Raw genomic sequence first — 15,093 nt, 5'->3', positions numbered from 1 at the left:
TCACCATCGGCAGCCAGGACTCGCGCGATGCGGCGGGCGGTGCGGTCACGGGTCCGGTCGTCATGCGGTGACGCTCCTTCCGGTCGGCGAGTGCGCGGCGGAGGCGAAGATGTTCAGTCCCAGCGCGCGTGACAGGTACGCGATCGCCCGCTGGCCGCGTACGCTGTTGCCCGCGGAATCCAGTGGCGCGGAGAATGTTCCGATCGCGCCCTTGCCCGGCGCGACCGCGACGATGCCGCCCGCCACGCCCGATTTGGCCGGTAGCCCGATCTCGAACAACCAATCACCGGACCGCTCGTACATGCCGTTGGCGGCGAGTACGGACAGCGTGTCGCGGCAGACCTCCGGCGATACCGCGCGCTCGCCGGTGGCCGGGTTGACGCCGCCGTCGGCGAGGGTCGCGCCCATGACGGCGAGGTCGCGGGCGCTGACCCGCAGCGAACATTGCCGTGTGTAGACGTCGACGACCTGCAGCGGATCGAGGTCGATCCGCCCGTAACTCTCCAGCAATCGCGCGATGGCCCGGTTGCGCTGATTGGTCAGGCTCTCCGAGTGATACACCGCGCCGTCGAGCGGGAGCTGGTGTCCGGCGAATCGGGACAGGCCGGTGCGGATCCGCTCCCACTGCTCGGCCGGGGTGGCGCCGGGCACCAGCGCCGTCGTCGCCAGCGCGCCCGCGTTCACCATGGGGTTCATCGGGTGCCCGGCGTTGAGTTCGATGGCTATCACGGAATCGAAGCCGAGGCCGGTGTTGTCCACGCCCACCCGGTCGCGCACCACCTCGTGCCCGAGTTCGTCGCAGACCAGCGCGTAGACAAAGGCCTTCGAGATCGACTGGATGGTGAACTCGGTGTCCGCCGCGCCGGCGCGGTGCACGCCGCCGTCGACCTCGGCTACCGACAGGCCGAAGATTCCCGGGTCCGCGGCGGCCAGGATCGGGATGTAGTCGGCCACGGCGCCGCCCGTGTGCGGCAGGTACCGTTCGTACGCGGCGCCGATAAGCGTCTCGACCCGATCCCAGCCGGGGAGTCGGCCGGTCGACACAGCCTGCTCGACATCTGCGACATCGGTCTCCACAAGGCCCTCCAGGTGCGGTGGCGCTCAGCTGTAGCAAACAACAGGCTACGCATAGTCGGCCGGGTACCACCAGCATTCCGCCCGGCGTTGTTTCCGGCCTCGGGGTGCGGTCTTGCTCGGCGCGTCGGGGCCGTTTCCTGTGTCGAGACACCGGTCGGTACGAAACATTATGTGTCCCAAGTGTTTCGGAGTACGCGGGTGGGGAAGGCTAATGGCGAACGGCGTCCAGGGGTGGGCGTAGTGCAGAGCCGTCCCAGCGCGCGGATGCCGTACAAGAGTGAGTCGCCGATGTTCGAGAACGACCAGATATTCGACAATCCGGGCCGCAGCGCGGTGGTGCGCGGAGAGCAGTTCGCCGGTTGGTCACAGCGGGACGTGAACGAATTCGTCATCGCCTGTGACCGCTTGGTGCGGCACCTGTTCACCGCCGGACTGCGATTACGCTTGCGACGCAACGGCTCCGAGGCCGCCGCCGACGACCTGACCGTGGTCCTCGATGATTTGGACGCGCTGATCCGCGACACGGGAATGGCCATGCTCCCGCTGGTGGAATTCTTCGGCAGCTTCGCCGCCGAGCCGCCCCGCCACCGGGAGCGGTGAGGTCGCTCAGCCGATCCGCGCGGACAGCACGCCGTCGAGTTTGCGAATGAATCGCGGCATATGCGGGTCGGTGGCGGGCAGGCGGTGCGGGTCCAGATCCCACCAGCGGCCCTCGTCGAATTCGGCCGGATCCAGCGGATACTCGCCGCTCCGGTCGCCGCGGACGACATGCCACAGGCTCACGTCGACGTGGGGACTGTGGCCGACTGTCGTCGTGACGGTCAGCAACAGCGGCTGCTCGCCGACCACGGTGAATTCGGCCTCCAGCCCGAGCTCCTCGTACGCCTCGCGCCGCGCCGCGGCCAACGGGTGCTCGCCCGGGTCGACGTGCCCGCCTATCGGAAGGTCGAGTCCCGATTTGCGGTGGCGGCCGAGGTATACGGCCCGCCGGTCGGGATCGACCAGGACGACGTAGCTGACCAGGTGCCGCGGCGGCGTATCGGGTTTGACGCGCCGGAAGATGTCGTCGGTAGCGGCGAGCCATGCCAGCGTGTCGTCGCGATGCGCGCGTTCCAGATCGTCGGTGGGCGCGATGCTCGCCACGATCTCGGCGACTGTCGCGGTGGCCTGCTGCATGAGTCGAACCATAGCGTCGGGCACCGACAAACTGCCGCGCCTCGGCTCACTCGGGGTTCGCCCGATAGGCCCGCGTTTTCCGGGTATGCCGTGGAGCGAAGCCACCGAGCCGACGCACGTCGAAGGAAAACCGATGCGCCACATCTCGATTGCCCTGCTCACCTGTATGGCCGCACTACTGCCGACGGCCTGCGACCGCAACACCGAAGACCTCGATCCCGCACCGGACACCACCAGCTCTACATCGGCGTCACCGGCCACCACCGCGCCGAATGCCATTCTCCCGCCACAAGGTTCACGCTCGGTATCGGTCCCCTCCGGCAGCACCCCCGACGAAATCCGCCGCCGCACTTGCGAAGAACTTTCCCCCGAAGTGAAAAGAGCGCGCGCCGAGTCCGGCCAGGCAGGCGTCGATCACGCAGTGGCCGAGGCCATCGCGAACCTCCCCTCCACCCCGGACTGGCAGGTCTTCAGCGAAGACCAACGCCAGGCCGTGATAGCCGGCACACACGCCGCAGCCACCGGCAACTGCCGGTGAGTGCGGCGTACTGGACCCCGAGCCCCGCTAGCTGGGTGTCGGCTTCGGCGGTCTGAGCATCCCGCGGTGATTTCCTGCCTGAGCGGCCGGAAGGAATTATCGTCTCGGTGGCCGAGCACAGCGAGAATCGAGGGGCATCATGGGTACGGCAGTGACCGACGAGGAGATTGCGGCGCTGGCTGCGACCGCGAAACCTTTCAGCCTGGCGTTGTTGCGGTGGGGGCCGGAGCGGGCGAGGGACGGGGCGGGCGCGATCGAACTCGAGCATCAGCGGCGCATGGTCGCGTTGCGGGCCGACGGGGTGATCGCGGTGCTGTGCCCGGTCGCTTCCGATACCGTTGCCGGTGTCGCCATCATGACCGTGCCCGCCGAGGAAGGCGCGCGGATCATGGCCGCGGATCCCTGTGTGCGGGCCGGGATGATGACCTGCGAGGTCCTTCCCTGCCACGGCTTCCCCGGAGACTCCCTTCCTGGATGAACGGCCACCTCGGTCGAGCGGCTGCGCGGTCGGTCGACTGGAGGTTCTCGATGTGCGAATCACCCTGGTCAGGGGGCAAATCCGCACCGGGAGATGCCGGAGCATCGGTGAGAACAGCTGAGGCGCAGTCGATCTGAGTGGCATGGGGCTGATGAAGGCTGTGTGCTGCGAGTGCGCGGCTACGGGGTGGCGGTGCGGGCGTTCGGGTCGAAACCGCCGGGTACCTCATAGATCGCGCCGGTGAAGGTGGCGCCGAACAAGCGTCCTGCGGCGAAACCACTGTCGCCGCGCCCATAGCTGACGACGCTGGTTTGCGGGCCGCCGGTGCCGAGCAGGCAGTACTGACCCGGAGCGTCGATGCGGACGATCTGGCCGGAGGGGTTGAAGGGCACTACCGGCCGGTCCAGTGAGTCCAGGGTCAGGCCGTCCGGTGCGGCGAGCGTATCGGGACCGCCGAGGTCCAGCAGCGATTGCGGGGCAGCGGGATTCGCGACCGGTATCCGGCTCACCCCCGGATTGACGAAAGTGCGTGAGACATAGAGGTATTCGTCATCGGAACCCAGGACCGCGCCGTTCGCGCTGGGCAGCCTGGCCCAGTCCGCCTGCACCCCGCCGCCGGGGGCGACGCGGCCGACGAGGGTGCCGAAGTCGTTGGTGGCGAAGACGGTTCCGTCGGCGACGACATCCATGCCGTTGGCCGCGCTCAGCCCGGCGGCGAACGGCGCCACGGCTCCGGTGTCGGGGTCGAGTGCCACGATGCCCGCGTGGCGGAGCACGTCGCCCGCCACGACACGCGGATCTGCGCCGTACCCGACCAGGAGCTTGTTGTCCGGCGTCCACGCCAGCGCCCCCGCGCCGCCGCCCGGCACCGTGGCGATCGGGATCGCGGGTGCGCCGGGGGCATCGATGCGGAATACTCGGCCGCTCAGCAGATCGGTCGTGTAGGCGCGGCCGCGGGCATCGACCGTGAGCCCTTCCAGCGCCGCGCCCGGCACAGCCGCCACCGGTACGGTGCCCTGCCCGGCGCCCGGACACACCGGAGCCGCGCTCGCCGCGGGAGCCGTCGCCGTGACCGCGCCCGCGAAGGCCAGTGCCACCAGGCCGATCGCCGTCTTGTGCTTGCCGCCCATCTCACACCTCGCTGTTCGTCTCGCCGGTCGGGTTGTTCGTGTCGTTCGCGATTCTCGTCCATCCGCCGCGACGTGGGGTGTATTTCTTCGGCTCGGTCGACAGCGAGTGCGGGCGCGCTCGAGCTCGCGGGGATGCGTCGATCAGGTTCTGGCGGTTGGCCGAGGGGTTGGCACAACCGGCCTGAGCGGACACAAATGGCCGATTCGAAGCCGGATTCTGCCGTCACAGGGCGTTTTGTGTCCGCTCAGGCCGGGGGCGAATCCTCCCAAGATCATGATGTCCGGGTGGTAGCGCCGAGTTGCATCCTGTACCTGGGTACAGGCTTACCGTGAAAATATGATGATTTCGCCTGATGAGGGGGACTGGGTGCCCGATGCGTGCACCCTGCCGACAGTGGAGCAACCGATCCGGGTCGCCGAGTTCGACCGGTTGTTCGCCGAGTCGGTGCAGCGCACCCACCGGCCGGGCCCGACCGTCCTGGAGCTGATGCTGTCCGGCGACGCCGAAACGGTCGCTCGCGATCTCGCGGCACGGGAAACCGGCTGCTGTTCGTTCTTCGATTTCGGCTTCACCTCGACCGAGACCGGTGTGACGATGCGGGTCGCGGTTCCCGACGCCTACGCCGAGGTGCTGGATGCCTTCGCCGCGCGGGCGGAGGCCGCGATCGGTGAGACCCGATGACCGGCCCGCACCCTCGACGAAGTCGCCGACCTCCTGGCCGCGGCCCACTTCCGCAGCCATCACCGGAAGGCGGGGTTGCCCGTGCGAGCGGCGGCGAAGCTGGCCGAGGTCGACGCCGAACTCACGGAGCTGACCGCGATCCGCGACACCCTTCGTGCCACGGTGGAGGCCGGCTGCGACGACCTGATCGCGTGTAGCGAGAACCCCGCGTGCCCGATGCCGTTCACAGCCCACCCGGATGGGCGGACATGATGACGAACTCGGGCTCCTAGACTCGCTACCCATGACTTTCGCGCGTTCGATCCTGCTGTTCGTCTTGGCCGCCGTCGCCGAGATCGGCGGGGCCTGGCTGATCTGGCAGGGCGTGCGTGAACACCGCGGCTGGGCCTGGATCGGCGCCGGCGTCATCGCCCTCGGCGTCTACGGGTTCGTCGCGACCTTGCAGCCGGACGCCAACTTCGGGCGCATCCTCGCCGCTTACGGCGGTGTCTTCGTCGCCGGATCACTGCTCTGGGGCATGGCATTCGACGGGTTCCGGCCCGACCGCTTCGACATCACCGGCGTCCTCATCTGCCTGGCCGGCGTCGCCGTCATCATGTACGCGCCACGCGCTGCCTGAGCCCGGGCCGTCGCCCTCGTTCCATGCGCAGTGGATCGTGGCCCGCAGCGGGTCTGATGCCTTGCGGCTCAGGCGAACTGGGCGTACAGCTCCGGGAGGAACTGGGCGAGATGATTCATCTCCTGCCCGCAATGCAGCAGCAGATCACGGGCTAGGGGGAGGTCCAGGACGAGGTCCCGGGGATCGAGGGCGGCGCCGCGCTGGACCGCGTTCGCGGCCTGCTCGGCATCGGGCACGTGCATCCCATACATGTCCAGGTAGAAGCGGCTGCGCATCTCGCTGCCGCCGGGGACCGGGCGGACCTGGTGCGCCAGCCAGCCGAGATCTATCGGCGCGACCGCGCTGCCCACGCGGGCGAAGACGAGGGTGTGGTCGTCGGGCACGTCGAGCCCGTGCGCGCGTGGATCCTGGAACGCGATGGCCAACTGCTGCAACTTGGGCCCGATGTACTCGTCGACATAGGACACCGTGCCGATGTACGCCGGGCGGCCTGGGATTCGGTCTGCGGCATTGCCTACCGTCGTCGCGGCGAACATGTGGGCATCGGGATGCCAGAGCTTGTAGCGGGCCGACTCGATGCTGTGCCAGCCGAACCACCAGTCCCACATGGCCGCGGTGACCCGGGGCATCGGCGTATGGACGGCCACCCACAGCGCGCCGGAACGTGTTCGCCCGTAACCGGTTTCGACCACGGAGTAGCCGGACGCGGCGAGATCCTCGCTGAGCAGCGGGAATTCGGGGATCAGGTCCGCGGCGGTCGGCGGACCGTCGTGAGCAGTGGAGACGGTGACCGGCGCGGGGAGGGTGTGCTCGGTCATGAAGCGCGAGTACGGCTGCGACCAGTCGGCGGCGGAGTAGCCGGGGTAGCGGCCGGTTGCGACGGCGTGCCCCTGCGCGGCCGTTCCCAGTATCAGCGCTCCCGCGCCGGCGGCCGAGAAGAATGTCCGGCGTGACAGCGCACCATCTCTCACCATGCATCGACATTATGTTCCGGTATGTGCGAACGACCGGATGTCACCGGTTTCTGTGACAACGCACAAGTGTCGCAGCGAATGTGCGGGGTAGCAGGCCGATCGCTGCCGCGCCGTAGCTTCGAGCGCCAACAGAGCCGGACTAACCGGGTGTGGGGCTTTCGCCTCCAGTCCACACCCGCACCGCGCGATGCGCCTTGACCAGCGCGGGCGGTGGTTCGGTGGAATAGCCCAGGGCGCGGGCGATTTCGGGGTCCATGGTCATCGGAACCAGTTCGACGGGGCCGACGCCCTGCATCAGCACGTCATCCAGCTCGGGGCCGAAGTCGGCGCGCGGATCGATGTCGCCCTCGTACAGGATCACCATCTTGCCGGGGGCGTTGGGGGAGACGCAGCGATACAGCGTGCCGCCGTCGTCCATGATCGGGACGAGCCGTTTCTCCGGGATGAAATCTTCGCCGCCCCAGGCGTCTTCCCACTCCGGTAGGCCCTCGGGTGCGCCGTGGTAGGCGCCGAACGTGTCCATGTACCGCGGTGGGAGCAGACCGCAGGCGCCGGGGTAATCGGGTCGGCTGAAACCGGCGTGCACGGTGCGCAGGAATTCCCGCACCGGTGCGGGGAAGGCATCCCACAGTGGCGGCTCGGTGTCACCGAAGGTCGCGGGATCCCATCCCGCCCAGAGCGCGTAGGGTTCGCCCACACCCGGAGCCAGGACGTACAGCAACACCCACGCGTCGTCCAGCTTGCAGACCCGGACGTCGGCGAGCTTGTCGCGCAATGCCGCGGCGAAACGCGGCAGCATGTCGAGAAACGATCGGTTCCACAGTGCCAACGCCGCCGCACATCTGTCCTGCGGTCGCGCCGAGACCGAGATCGGCCGCCACTGCGAAGGCAGGTCCGGCGGCGGTGTCACACCAGGCGCCACGAACATCGCGGTCGCCTCACCGAGCCCGGGATCGATTGCCTCCAGCGATATCTCGTCCAACCCGCTCCAATCGCCCCTTGTCCGCTCCCCATCGAACAGGAAGTCTCCCACGCCGCCAACTTGCGGGCCGCGTCCCTGGAGAACCAATCTTGCCCGTTGCCCGTTGCCCGTTGCCCGTTGCCCGTTGCCCGTTGCCCGTTGCCCGTTGCCCGTTGCCCACCAATGCGGCCGTGTCCGCGCTGCGCTGTTGAGGCTGCTGCGCTGCCAGCGTAATCTTCAGGCAGGGGAACGGCGGTCCGCATCGGTTACGTCGTGGCGGCCCGGCCTGTCCTTCGGCCCGCGCGCACGCCGACCACCACGATGACGGCGAGAGTCGCCAGATAGGGTGCGGCGTCGCCGAATTGCATTGGCAGGCCGATGGTTTGCAGGCGGAAGCCGAGGGACTGGGCGTAGGCGTAGACGGCGAGGGTGCCCAGCATCGGGCGCAGGCGGCCCCCGGTCAGCAGCAGGACCAGCACGATGATCCAGCCTCGCCCGGCGGACATGTTCTCGGTGAACAGCGCCACCGAACCGAGCGACAGCTCCGCACCGGCGAGACCACCGAGCGCACCCGAAGCCAGCAGCGCCGCGAACCGGTACCGGTCCGGCCGCACGCCCAGCGACTGCGCCGCCTCGGCGTGAATCCCTATGCCGCGCAGGCGCATTCCAGCAACCGTGCGGTGCAGGAAGGCGGAGGTGGCGGGCACCGACAGCAGCGCGAGCAGTCCGAGCGGGCTCAGCGCGGCGAGCGTCGGGCCGATCCAGGGCAGCGCGTGTTCGGCGGCGGCGAACCAGTGCGGCAACCTGGCGAGATCGGGCCGATGATAGGTGCCCCGGACATGGAACACCGCCTGTAGCGCGAAGGTGGTGAGACCGGCGGCGATCACATTGATCGCGGTGCCGAGAATCAGCGGATTGCCGTGGCGTGAAACGGTTCCCACGGCCAGTAGGTACGCCGTCCCGACACCGGCGGCGACCGCGGTGGCCACCCCCACGACCGCGCTGCCCGACAGCGCGCTCCCGGCGACGGCGGCGAAACAGCCGATCAGTAACAGACCCTCCAGCGCGACATTGAATACCCCGGCCTGATGGCAGATCAACCCGCCGAGTCCGAGTAGCAGCAGCGGTATCCCGCTGCGCACCGTCGCGGCCACGATGTCCGCGGACAGAAACAGGTCGACAGAGATCATCGGCGAACTCCCCAGCGCCGCGCCAGAGCCCGCGGCGTCGGCTTGATCGTGACCAGGAAGACGACCATGGCCTGCACGACCGTCGAAACATAAGCGGACAGGCCGAATTCGCGCTCGATCTCCTGCCCGCCCACCCCCAGCGCCGTGAACAGGAAACCGACCACCAGCACCGCCCCGGGGCGGCTGCGGGCGAGCAGCGCGACCAGCAGCGCCGTGATCGGGTAGCCGCTGCCGTCCAGCGCGCCGTCGATGAGCCGGTAGTGCGAACCGAGCACGACCAGTACACCCATCAGCCCCGCGATCGCGCCACCGGTAGCCATATTGATGACGATGGCCCGCGGCGTGCGGATGCCGACTGCCTCGGCCAGATGTGGATTGAGCCCGATGATCCGGGTTTCGAAGCCGATCGGCAGCCGCGTACCGACGAACACACAGCCCGCGAACACCGCGGCCACCGCCAGCAGCGACCAGTTCACCCCGGCGCCCAGCAGCGTCAGGATGTGGGTGCGGCCGAACCAGTTCTCCAGCAGGCGTCCGGGAGGCGAATCCGGTCCGGCGATCGCGCCCACCCGCCGCTCGCGCGGGACGGCTCGGGAGGCGTCGCGGGATGTCGACGGGTCCTTCAGCACGACCTTGATGAGGTAGGAAGTGATCGACACGACGGGATAATTCAACAGCAGTGACGTCGCGAAAACCGGTGCGCCCAAACGCGTATACAGCACGGCCGAGGTGCTCGACAGCAGCGCGCCGGCCAATGCCGCCACCGTCAGTGCGGCGAGCACCGCCACCGGCGCGGGCCCCGGCAGCGCCAGCACGACGGCCGTGCCCGCCAGCCCACCCGCGACGAACTGCCCGGCCCCGCCCAGGTTGAACTGCCCCGCCCGGAACGAGAACGACAGCGCCAGCGCCAGCCCGATCACCGGAATCGCCTGCTGCACAGTCGTTACCAACCCCGCCCCGGTCAGCGCGCCCCGCACCATGCTGCCGTACACCCGCAGTGGATCGTGGCCGGTGGCGGCGAACAGGACCGTGGTCGCCAGCCCGGTGAGCAGCACCGCGGCCACGACGTCGGCAACCTGCACCCGATCCACCCGACCGGACCGCACCCGCGCCGTGAACCGTTGCGGCAGACCCCTCTTCGCCCCGACCTCGCCGGACTCCCGCCCCCGCGTAGTCGCGACCTTCAGCCTGTGGTCACTCATACCACTGTCCGTGCGGTCGCACGCCTAGCCCGAGATGCGCTGCACATGCCGACTTCTCCTGTGATCGCGCTGGCCCGGACTGATGCTCATGCCCGCCTTCGGCGTGATCGCTTGCCGCGGCCTGGTGGTCATGTTCATGCCCGCTTTCGGTATGTTCGCTTGGCGCGGCTTGGTGGTCTTGCTCGCGCTCGACTTCGGTGTGTTCGCCTGCCGCGGCCTGGACGTCTTGCTCATGCCCGCCTTCAGTGCGTTCGCTTGCCCGCACGCCCTCGGGGCGGTCTGAACCGTCCTGGATCCGGTAGAGACTCGGGTTCAGGCCGCCTCGGTCGAGATGGTCTGTTGATGGTAGAGGTGTTCGTATTCGACCGGCGGTAGGTATCCGATCGCAGAGTGCAGGCGCCCGGTGTTGTACCAATGCACCCACGAGGCTGTTTCCCGTTCGAGTTCGGCTCGGCTGGTGAAGGCGGGGTGGCGGTCGATCAACTCGGTTTTGTAGAGCCCGATCGCCGATTCCATGAGCGCGTTATCGAGGGCGTCGCCGACGCTGCCGATGGACCCGGTGATTCCGGAATCCTGTAATGCTTCGGTGAAGGCCAGTGAGGTGTATTGAGCTCCGGCATCGGAATGATGTATCAATCCTGTTGCCGTGAAACGGAAATCGGTCCTGCGGCGAGTGAACAGAGCTTGCTCGAGCACTGAGGTCACCAACGGCGTCGCCTTCGAGGTCATCACACGCCAGCCCAGGATCCGCCGCGAGTACACGTCCACGCAGAACGCGGTGTAGCAGAACCCGGCCAGCGTCCAGCAGTAGGTGAAATCGGCGACCCACCACTGATCCGGACGCGTCGGCCGCGACCAGGCCCGCCCGATCAGATCCGGGTGCCGCGCGGGTCGGTCACGGCCGCGGTCGGTTGTGACCGTGGTGCGCCGCCCACGCACCACCCCGTCGACCCCGACCAGCCGCATCAAGCGCGCGACCTGATCACGGCCGAGAATGTGGCCGGCTCGGCGTGCGGCGAGCCAGAGTTTGCGCACACCGTAGACACCCCGGTTGGCCGTCCACAGGTCCAACAAGACGTTCGCGGTGTGCGCGTCGGCCCACACCGCGGCGCTGATACCGCGCTTGCGTGCGGCGTAGTAGGTGGACGGGGCGATCGCCACGCCGTGCTCGGTCAACACGCGGCAGATCGGGTCGACCCCGAACCGGTTCTTGTGAGCGTCGATGTAGTCGACGATCACCGCAGTCGGCGGTCGACCTCCGCCGCCGCGAAAAACGCGCTCGCCGTCCGCAGAATGTCGTTGGCCCTTCGCAATTCGGAGACCTCGCGACGCAGCGCCTTCAACTCCTCGGACTCCGAAACCGACACCGGATCCCGGTCGGCGGCCGGTCGTTCGGACTTCTCGACCCAGTTCCGCAGCGTCGCCGGCTTGATATCCAGCAACGCGCCCACATGCCGTCGCGCCGCGGCCATCGACTCGCCGTGCTCGCGGATCCGGTCCTCATACATCCGAACCGCCCGAGCACGGGTCTCCTCGTCGAACTTCCGTGGTGCACCCATGAATGCAGTCTCCCTTGCAAAAACGGGAGTCTCCAACCAACCCAGGACGGTTCAGTCACGCTGCGCTCGGCTCTGGGGCCGGGGCGCCGCCGGACATGAGCGCGCCGATCTGCTCGGCGTCGGCCTGTGCGCCGTCGAATTCACCGGCCAGGCGGCCGTCGGCGAGGACGAGGATTCGGTCGGCGAGGGTCAGTAGTTCGGTCAGTTCGGTGGAGATCAAGAGGATGGCGCCGCCCTCGGCGCGGTACTCGTCCAACCGCTCGTAGATGAATTCGATCGCGCCCAGATCGACGCCGCGGGTGGGTTGTTCGGCCAGCAGCAGTGCCGCGCCGTGCGCGAGTTCCCTTGCCACGACCAATTTTTGGGTATTCCCGCCGGACAGCGTGCGGACCGGTGTGGTCGGATCGGGGATCCGGATGCCGAATCGATCGATCAGTTCCCGGGCGTGCGCGCGCATCGCCCGCGGGCGCAGTAGTCCGCGCAGCGCCAGTGGCGGAGCGCGATGGAAACCGGCGGCGAGATTGGTGACGGCGTCGGCCTCGTGGGCGACGCCGCTGCGGTTGCGGTCCTCCGGGATGTGCGCCAGACCGTGGGCGCGGCGCTCGGAGTGCCCGGCGGCGGTGACGTCGGATCCGGCCAGAGTGATGGCGCCGTCGACGCAGGTACGGTGTCCCGCCACCACGGCCGCGAGCGTCTCCTGCCCATTACCCGCGACCCCCGCGATACCGACGATCTCACCGGCCCGCACGGTCAGCGACACATCGTGCAGGGCGCCGCGCCGGTCGCCGGTGCTCACCCGATCGAGAGTGAGTACCGGCGCATCCGCGGGCCGGGTGGCCCGCCGCGGCCGCAGATCGATCTGCCGCCCGGTCAGGTGCCGCGCCAGATCGGCGGTCGTGGTGTCCGCCACCGCCGACGCGAACACCCGCCGCCCGTCACGCAGCACCACGACCCGGTCGGCGACGGCGGTCACCTCGTCGAGTTTGTGGGTGATGAGGATGACGGCCCGGCCGTCGTCGGCGAACGCCCGCAGGACCCGGAACAGGTCGCGGGTCTCGCCGGGTGTCAGCACGCCGGTCGGCTCGTCCAGGATGAGCAGCTCGGCCCCCCGATACAGCGCCTTCAGGATCTCGATGCGCTGTAGCACCCCGACCGGCAGGTCGGCCACCGTCGCTTCGACCGGCACCTCGAGACCGTATTCCGCGGCGAGGGCGGTGACCCGCCGGATCGCGTCGCGCCGGTCCCACAGGCCCCAGCGGCCCGGTTCGGCGCCGTAGACGATGTTCTCGACGGCCGTCAGCTGCTCGAAGAGTTGGAAATGCTGGAACACCATGCCGAGCCCGTGCGCGATAGCCGTTGCGGGAGAGGTGAATTCGACCGCACGGCCGTCGATCAGGATGCGGCCGGAGTCCGGGCCCAGCATGCCGTACAGGATCGACATGAGGGTGGACTTGCCCGCCCCGTTCTCCCCGACCAGGGCGAGGACCTCACCGCGCGCGACGGTCAGGGAGATGGCGTCGTTGGCGAGTACGGTCCCGAACCGTTTGGTGATCGCGTCGAGTTCCAGCGTATCCATCGAGCGGCCTAGTTGTCGGCGTGCGGGATGGTGACGCGGCCCGCCACGATCTGGTCCCTGGCCTCGCGCACGCGCTGCAGGACCTCGGGATGGCGCAGCACCACGCAGCCGCCGGCATCGGCGTCGGCGGTCAGGCTCGTCACGGTCGAACCGTCCTCGGCGAGACCGAATTCGGTGGCCGTGCCGCCCGGCGTGCCCTGCCGGACCTGGGTGAGCAGGTCGAGCACCACCTTGTCGATGCGTTTGATCGCGTTGTCCACCACGACGCCCGGCGCCTGCGGGCACTGGTTGACGTCGACGCCGTACGCCAGCACGTCCCGGCTCTGCGCGGCCGCCTCGAACACGCCGCCGTTGCCGCCGCCGGTCACCGCGTACACCTGGTCGGCTCCGGTGTGAATGGTGGTGAGCGCCAGCTCTTTCGAGCGCGCCGGGTCGCCGACCGCGTTCTCGCCACCGACGAACAATTGCGACTCGATCACCTGCGGGTTCACGCTGCGTGCGCCCAATGCGAAGGCGTCGGACCAGCGGTGGAAGAACGGGGAGTCCTTGGCGGCCACGGTGCCGATGCGCCCGGTGCGGGTGAGCAGGCCCGCCTCCACGCCGAGCAGATACGACGACTCGTACTCCTTGAACTTGCCGCATCGCAGGTTCTCCGGCACCCTCGGCGGGCACGAATCGACCAGCACGAACTGCTGATCGGGGTGCTGCTCGGCCAATTCCGCGGCGAGATCGTTGAATTCGTAGGTGATCAGGACGATCGCCAGGGGACGCCGGGCGATCGCCGCTTCCAGATTCGCGCGACGGGACTGCTCGTCGGTGCTCTCGAAGGTGCGCGCGCTCGCGCCCAGCGCCGCGGCCGCCTGCTCGGTCCCGGTCTTGCCGAGCGCGAGGAACTGGTTCTGACCGATCGGGGCATTCGTCACATAGATGATCTCCGCGGCTCCGTCTTCGGCGGAACTACCTCCGCCACAGGCGGTTACGGCGGTGAGCAGGAATGCCGCGACGGCCGCGCCCAGCACACGCAGGGCGCGCCGGGCGCGGGGAGAGCGTCGAATGCGGCCATGGGCTACCTCGTTGTCGTGCTGTTCCGGCGGTGGGCGAGCACACACCTATTGCTGGCGAAATTAACGCCGCAACAAGGTATTTGACGGAAGACATTCGCTCACCCTGGTCGCAACGATGGGCAGCGGGTACGTGCCGGGCGCACAATGGGCGGCGTCCTGCGCGTTCATCGCGTCCGGCCGGACAATGCCGCCAGCCAGAGGCCGACCGTGGGGCGGAGATCGTCCCCGCCGTGGCCCGGCAGGGAACGGGCGCCGTGCAGGCGGTCGAACAACAGACCCTCCAGCAGGCTGACGAGATCCCGTGCGGCGCGGGCGGAGTCGGCGGACCCGAGCGAATCCATCAGCCGTTCGGCGGCGGGAGTGGAGAACAAGCACACCGCCAGCGCGGCCCGCAGACTCTCGTTCCCGACCGCGTCCGGCACCAGGGCATAGCGGGCCAGCGCGTCGCGCCGACGGTCGCCGAGCAGCCGATCCAGTTGCCCGGCAATGAGTCCGGCGGCGTGCGTGAGTGCGTCGGTGCGATCCAGCGGGGCGGTGTGGTCGAGGAATTCGGTGCGGTGCGGCGCGTTGGTCCTGGGAGGCGCTTCGGGGCCGTCGGCCGGAACATCCAACGCGATGTGGAATGCCTCGCGGGAAGCTTCGGTCAGCCTTGTGATGGCCGCTTCCAGGAGGTCTTGCCGGGTGCGGTAGTAGTAGGAGGTCGACCCGCGGGCGATGCCGAGGCGGGCGTCGACGGCGTGATGGGTGACCGCCCGGTTGCCGCCGGTGGCCGCGAGGTCGAGCGCGGCCTCGCAGATCGCCCGGCGGCGCGGGGACAGTCCTGCCGGACGGTCGCCGCTACCCATCGCGACGTGACGTGGACTCGCA

The 15,093-nt window shown here is 68.8% G+C and carries 17 protein-coding genes, 1 pseudogene and 1 other annotated feature; of the genes and pseudogenes, 7 read left to right on the top strand and 11 right to left on the bottom strand.

Annotated features, from left to right (window positions below; translation table 11 throughout):
• Positions 1-60 precede the first annotated feature (60 nt).
• Entirely contained in the window at positions 61-1,077 is a 1,017-nt protein-coding gene (gene glsA / locus ACFMRZ_RS09150; protein ID WP_400178715.1) for a glutaminase A, read from the bottom strand.
• Positions 1,078-1,365: 288 nt separating this feature from the next.
• Here glsA and ACFMRZ_RS09145 point away from each other — a divergent pair, with 288 nt between their 5' ends.
• Positions 1,366-1,677 carry a hypothetical protein gene (locus tag ACFMRZ_RS09145; RefSeq protein ID WP_400178714.1) on the top strand — a complete coding sequence of 104 codons (312 nt, stop codon included), beginning with the start codon at positions 1,366-1,368 and terminating at the stop codon, positions 1,675-1,677.
• A 6-nt stretch (positions 1,678-1,683) separates the two neighbouring features.
• Here the strand turns inward: ACFMRZ_RS09145 and ACFMRZ_RS09140 are convergent, their stop codons facing one another.
• On the bottom strand, positions 1,684-2,253 hold the full coding sequence (locus ACFMRZ_RS09140; RefSeq protein WP_400178713.1) for an NUDIX hydrolase: 570 nt from the start codon (positions 2,251-2,253) through the stop codon (positions 1,684-1,686).
• Positions 2,254-2,386: 133 nt separating this feature from the next.
• Between ACFMRZ_RS09140 and ACFMRZ_RS09135 the strand changes: the two genes are divergently transcribed.
• A complete protein-coding gene (locus ACFMRZ_RS09135; RefSeq protein WP_400178712.1) occupies positions 2,387-2,791 on the top strand; it encodes a hypothetical protein in 405 nt (134 codons plus the stop codon).
• A gap of 139 nt (positions 2,792-2,930) precedes the next feature.
• Positions 2,931-3,269 (top strand): hypothetical protein, encoded by a 339-nt coding sequence (locus ACFMRZ_RS09130; RefSeq protein ID WP_400178711.1) that lies wholly within the window; start codon positions 2,931-2,933, stop codon positions 3,267-3,269.
• Between the two features lie 179 nt (positions 3,270-3,448).
• Here the strand turns inward: ACFMRZ_RS09130 and ACFMRZ_RS09125 are convergent, their stop codons facing one another.
• Positions 3,449-4,399 carry an SMP-30/gluconolactonase/LRE family protein gene (locus ACFMRZ_RS09125; protein WP_400178710.1) on the bottom strand — a complete coding sequence of 317 codons (951 nt, stop codon included), beginning with the start codon at positions 4,397-4,399 and terminating at the stop codon, positions 3,449-3,451.
• Positions 4,400-4,736: 337 nt separating this feature from the next.
• Here ACFMRZ_RS09125 and ACFMRZ_RS09120 point away from each other — a divergent pair, with 337 nt between their 5' ends.
• The 3 genes and pseudogenes from ACFMRZ_RS09120 (at position 4,737) to ACFMRZ_RS09110 (ending at position 5,700) form a co-directional block, all read left to right on the top strand.
• Positions 4,737-5,081, top strand: coding sequence for a hypothetical protein (locus ACFMRZ_RS09120; RefSeq protein WP_400178709.1), 345 nt, complete (start codon positions 4,737-4,739; stop codon positions 5,079-5,081).
• A 21-nt stretch (positions 5,082-5,102) separates the two neighbouring features.
• Positions 5,103-5,333: pseudogene (locus ACFMRZ_RS09115) on the top strand (MerR family transcriptional regulator); the annotation flags it as partial.
• A 31-nt stretch (positions 5,334-5,364) separates the two neighbouring features.
• Positions 5,365-5,700 (top strand): YnfA family protein, encoded by a 336-nt coding sequence (locus ACFMRZ_RS09110; RefSeq protein WP_400178708.1) that lies wholly within the window; start codon positions 5,365-5,367, stop codon positions 5,698-5,700.
• 68 nt (positions 5,701-5,768) lie between these two features.
• On the opposite strand, the gene ACFMRZ_RS09105 is transcribed toward ACFMRZ_RS09110, so the two are convergent.
• From ACFMRZ_RS09105 to ACFMRZ_RS09090, 4 genes are all read right to left on the bottom strand, one after another.
• Positions 5,769-6,674: a DAPG hydrolase family protein gene (locus ACFMRZ_RS09105; RefSeq protein ID WP_400178707.1), complete on the bottom strand. Its 906-nt coding sequence runs from the start codon at positions 6,672-6,674 to the stop codon at positions 5,769-5,771.
• A gap of 139 nt (positions 6,675-6,813) precedes the next feature.
• Positions 6,814-7,707, bottom strand: coding sequence for a hypothetical protein (locus ACFMRZ_RS09100; protein WP_400178706.1), 894 nt, complete (start codon positions 7,705-7,707; stop codon positions 6,814-6,816).
• Positions 7,708-7,901: 194 nt separating this feature from the next.
• Entirely contained in the window at positions 7,902-8,825 is a 924-nt protein-coding gene (locus ACFMRZ_RS09095) for an ABC transporter permease (protein WP_400178705.1), read from the bottom strand.
• Entirely contained in the window at positions 8,822-10,027 is a 1,206-nt protein-coding gene (locus tag ACFMRZ_RS09090) for an ABC transporter permease (RefSeq protein ID WP_400178703.1), read from the bottom strand. The genes ACFMRZ_RS09095 and ACFMRZ_RS09090 overlap by 4 nt, the downstream gene beginning before the upstream one ends.
• An 88-nt stretch (positions 10,028-10,115) precedes the next feature.
• On the opposite strand from ACFMRZ_RS09090, the gene ACFMRZ_RS09085 reads away from it, so the two are divergent.
• A complete protein-coding gene (locus ACFMRZ_RS09085; protein WP_400178702.1) occupies positions 10,116-10,310 on the top strand; it encodes a hypothetical protein in 195 nt (64 codons plus the stop codon).
• 29 nt (positions 10,311-10,339) lie between these two features.
• Here the strand turns inward: ACFMRZ_RS09085 and ACFMRZ_RS09080 are convergent.
• The 4 genes from ACFMRZ_RS09080 to ACFMRZ_RS09065 all read right to left on the bottom strand — a co-directional run bounded on the left by ACFMRZ_RS09080 (position 10,340) and on the right by ACFMRZ_RS09065 (position 15,071).
• A protein-coding gene (locus tag ACFMRZ_RS09080) for an IS3 family transposase (RefSeq protein WP_400177736.1) occupies positions 10,340-11,586 on the bottom strand; the annotation gives its coding sequence in 2 pieces (ribosomal slippage) (positions 10,340-11,292 and positions 11,292-11,586; 1,248 coding nt in all).
• Positions 11,174-11,305, bottom strand: a sequence feature (AL1L pseudoknot). (Overlaps the previous gene by 132 nt.)
• Before the next feature lie 55 nt (positions 11,587-11,641).
• Positions 11,642-13,162, bottom strand: a complete 1,521-nt coding sequence (locus tag ACFMRZ_RS09075; protein WP_400178701.1) for an ABC transporter ATP-binding protein — start codon at positions 13,160-13,162, stop codon at positions 11,642-11,644.
• Between the two features lie 8 nt (positions 13,163-13,170).
• Positions 13,171-14,271 (bottom strand): BMP family ABC transporter substrate-binding protein, encoded by a 1,101-nt coding sequence (locus ACFMRZ_RS09070; RefSeq protein WP_400178700.1) that lies wholly within the window; start codon positions 14,269-14,271, stop codon positions 13,171-13,173.
• A gap of 119 nt (positions 14,272-14,390) precedes the next feature.
• Complete coding sequence (locus tag ACFMRZ_RS09065) at positions 14,391-15,071, bottom strand: TetR/AcrR family transcriptional regulator (RefSeq protein WP_400178699.1); 681 nt, start codon at positions 15,069-15,071, stop codon at positions 14,391-14,393.
• Between the last annotated feature and the right edge of the window lie 22 nt (positions 15,072-15,093).

Origin of the sequence: Nocardia sp. N2S4-5 (assembly GCF_044628355.1) — a bacterium.
GTDB lineage: Bacteria > Actinomycetota > Actinomycetes > Mycobacteriales > Mycobacteriaceae > Nocardia > Nocardia wallacei_B.
The sequence above is the reverse complement of the archived record's forward strand: the minus strand, read 5'-3'. Positions and strand labels throughout refer to the sequence as shown.

Bases quoted from the DNA above. Each gene is read 5' to 3' on its own strand.
- ACFMRZ_RS09145 (WP_400178714.1), top strand. From the start codon at position 1,366: ATGTTCGAGAACGACCAGATATTCGACAATCCGGGCCGCAGCGCGGTG.
- ACFMRZ_RS09140 (WP_400178713.1), bottom strand. From the start codon at position 2,253: ATGCAGCAGGCCACCGCGACAGTCGCCGAGATCGTGGCGAGCATCGCG.
- ACFMRZ_RS09135 (WP_400178712.1), top strand. From the start codon at position 2,387: ATGCGCCACATCTCGATTGCCCTGCTCACCTGTATGGCCGCACTACTG.
- ACFMRZ_RS09130 (WP_400178711.1), top strand. From the start codon at position 2,931: ATGGGTACGGCAGTGACCGACGAGGAGATTGCGGCGCTGGCTGCGACC.
- ACFMRZ_RS09125 (WP_400178710.1), bottom strand. From the start codon at position 4,399: ATGGGCGGCAAGCACAAGACGGCGATCGGCCTGGTGGCACTGGCCTTC.
- ACFMRZ_RS09120 (WP_400178709.1), top strand. From the start codon at position 4,737: ATGATGATTTCGCCTGATGAGGGGGACTGGGTGCCCGATGCGTGCACC.
- ACFMRZ_RS09110 (WP_400178708.1), top strand. From the start codon at position 5,365: ATGACTTTCGCGCGTTCGATCCTGCTGTTCGTCTTGGCCGCCGTCGCC.
- ACFMRZ_RS09105 (WP_400178707.1), bottom strand. From the start codon at position 6,674: ATGGTGAGAGATGGTGCGCTGTCACGCCGGACATTCTTCTCGGCCGCC.
- ACFMRZ_RS09095 (WP_400178705.1), bottom strand. From the start codon at position 8,825: ATGATCTCTGTCGACCTGTTTCTGTCCGCGGACATCGTGGCCGCGACG.
- ACFMRZ_RS09090 (WP_400178703.1), bottom strand. From the start codon at position 10,027: ATGAGTGACCACAGGCTGAAGGTCGCGACTACGCGGGGGCGGGAGTCC.
- ACFMRZ_RS09085 (WP_400178702.1), top strand. From the start codon at position 10,116: ATGCCCGCCTTCGGCGTGATCGCTTGCCGCGGCCTGGTGGTCATGTTC.
- ACFMRZ_RS09075 (WP_400178701.1), bottom strand. From the start codon at position 13,162: ATGGATACGCTGGAACTCGACGCGATCACCAAACGGTTCGGGACCGTA.
- ACFMRZ_RS09065 (WP_400178699.1), bottom strand. From the start codon at position 15,071: ATGGGTAGCGGCGACCGTCCGGCAGGACTGTCCCCGCGCCGCCGGGCG.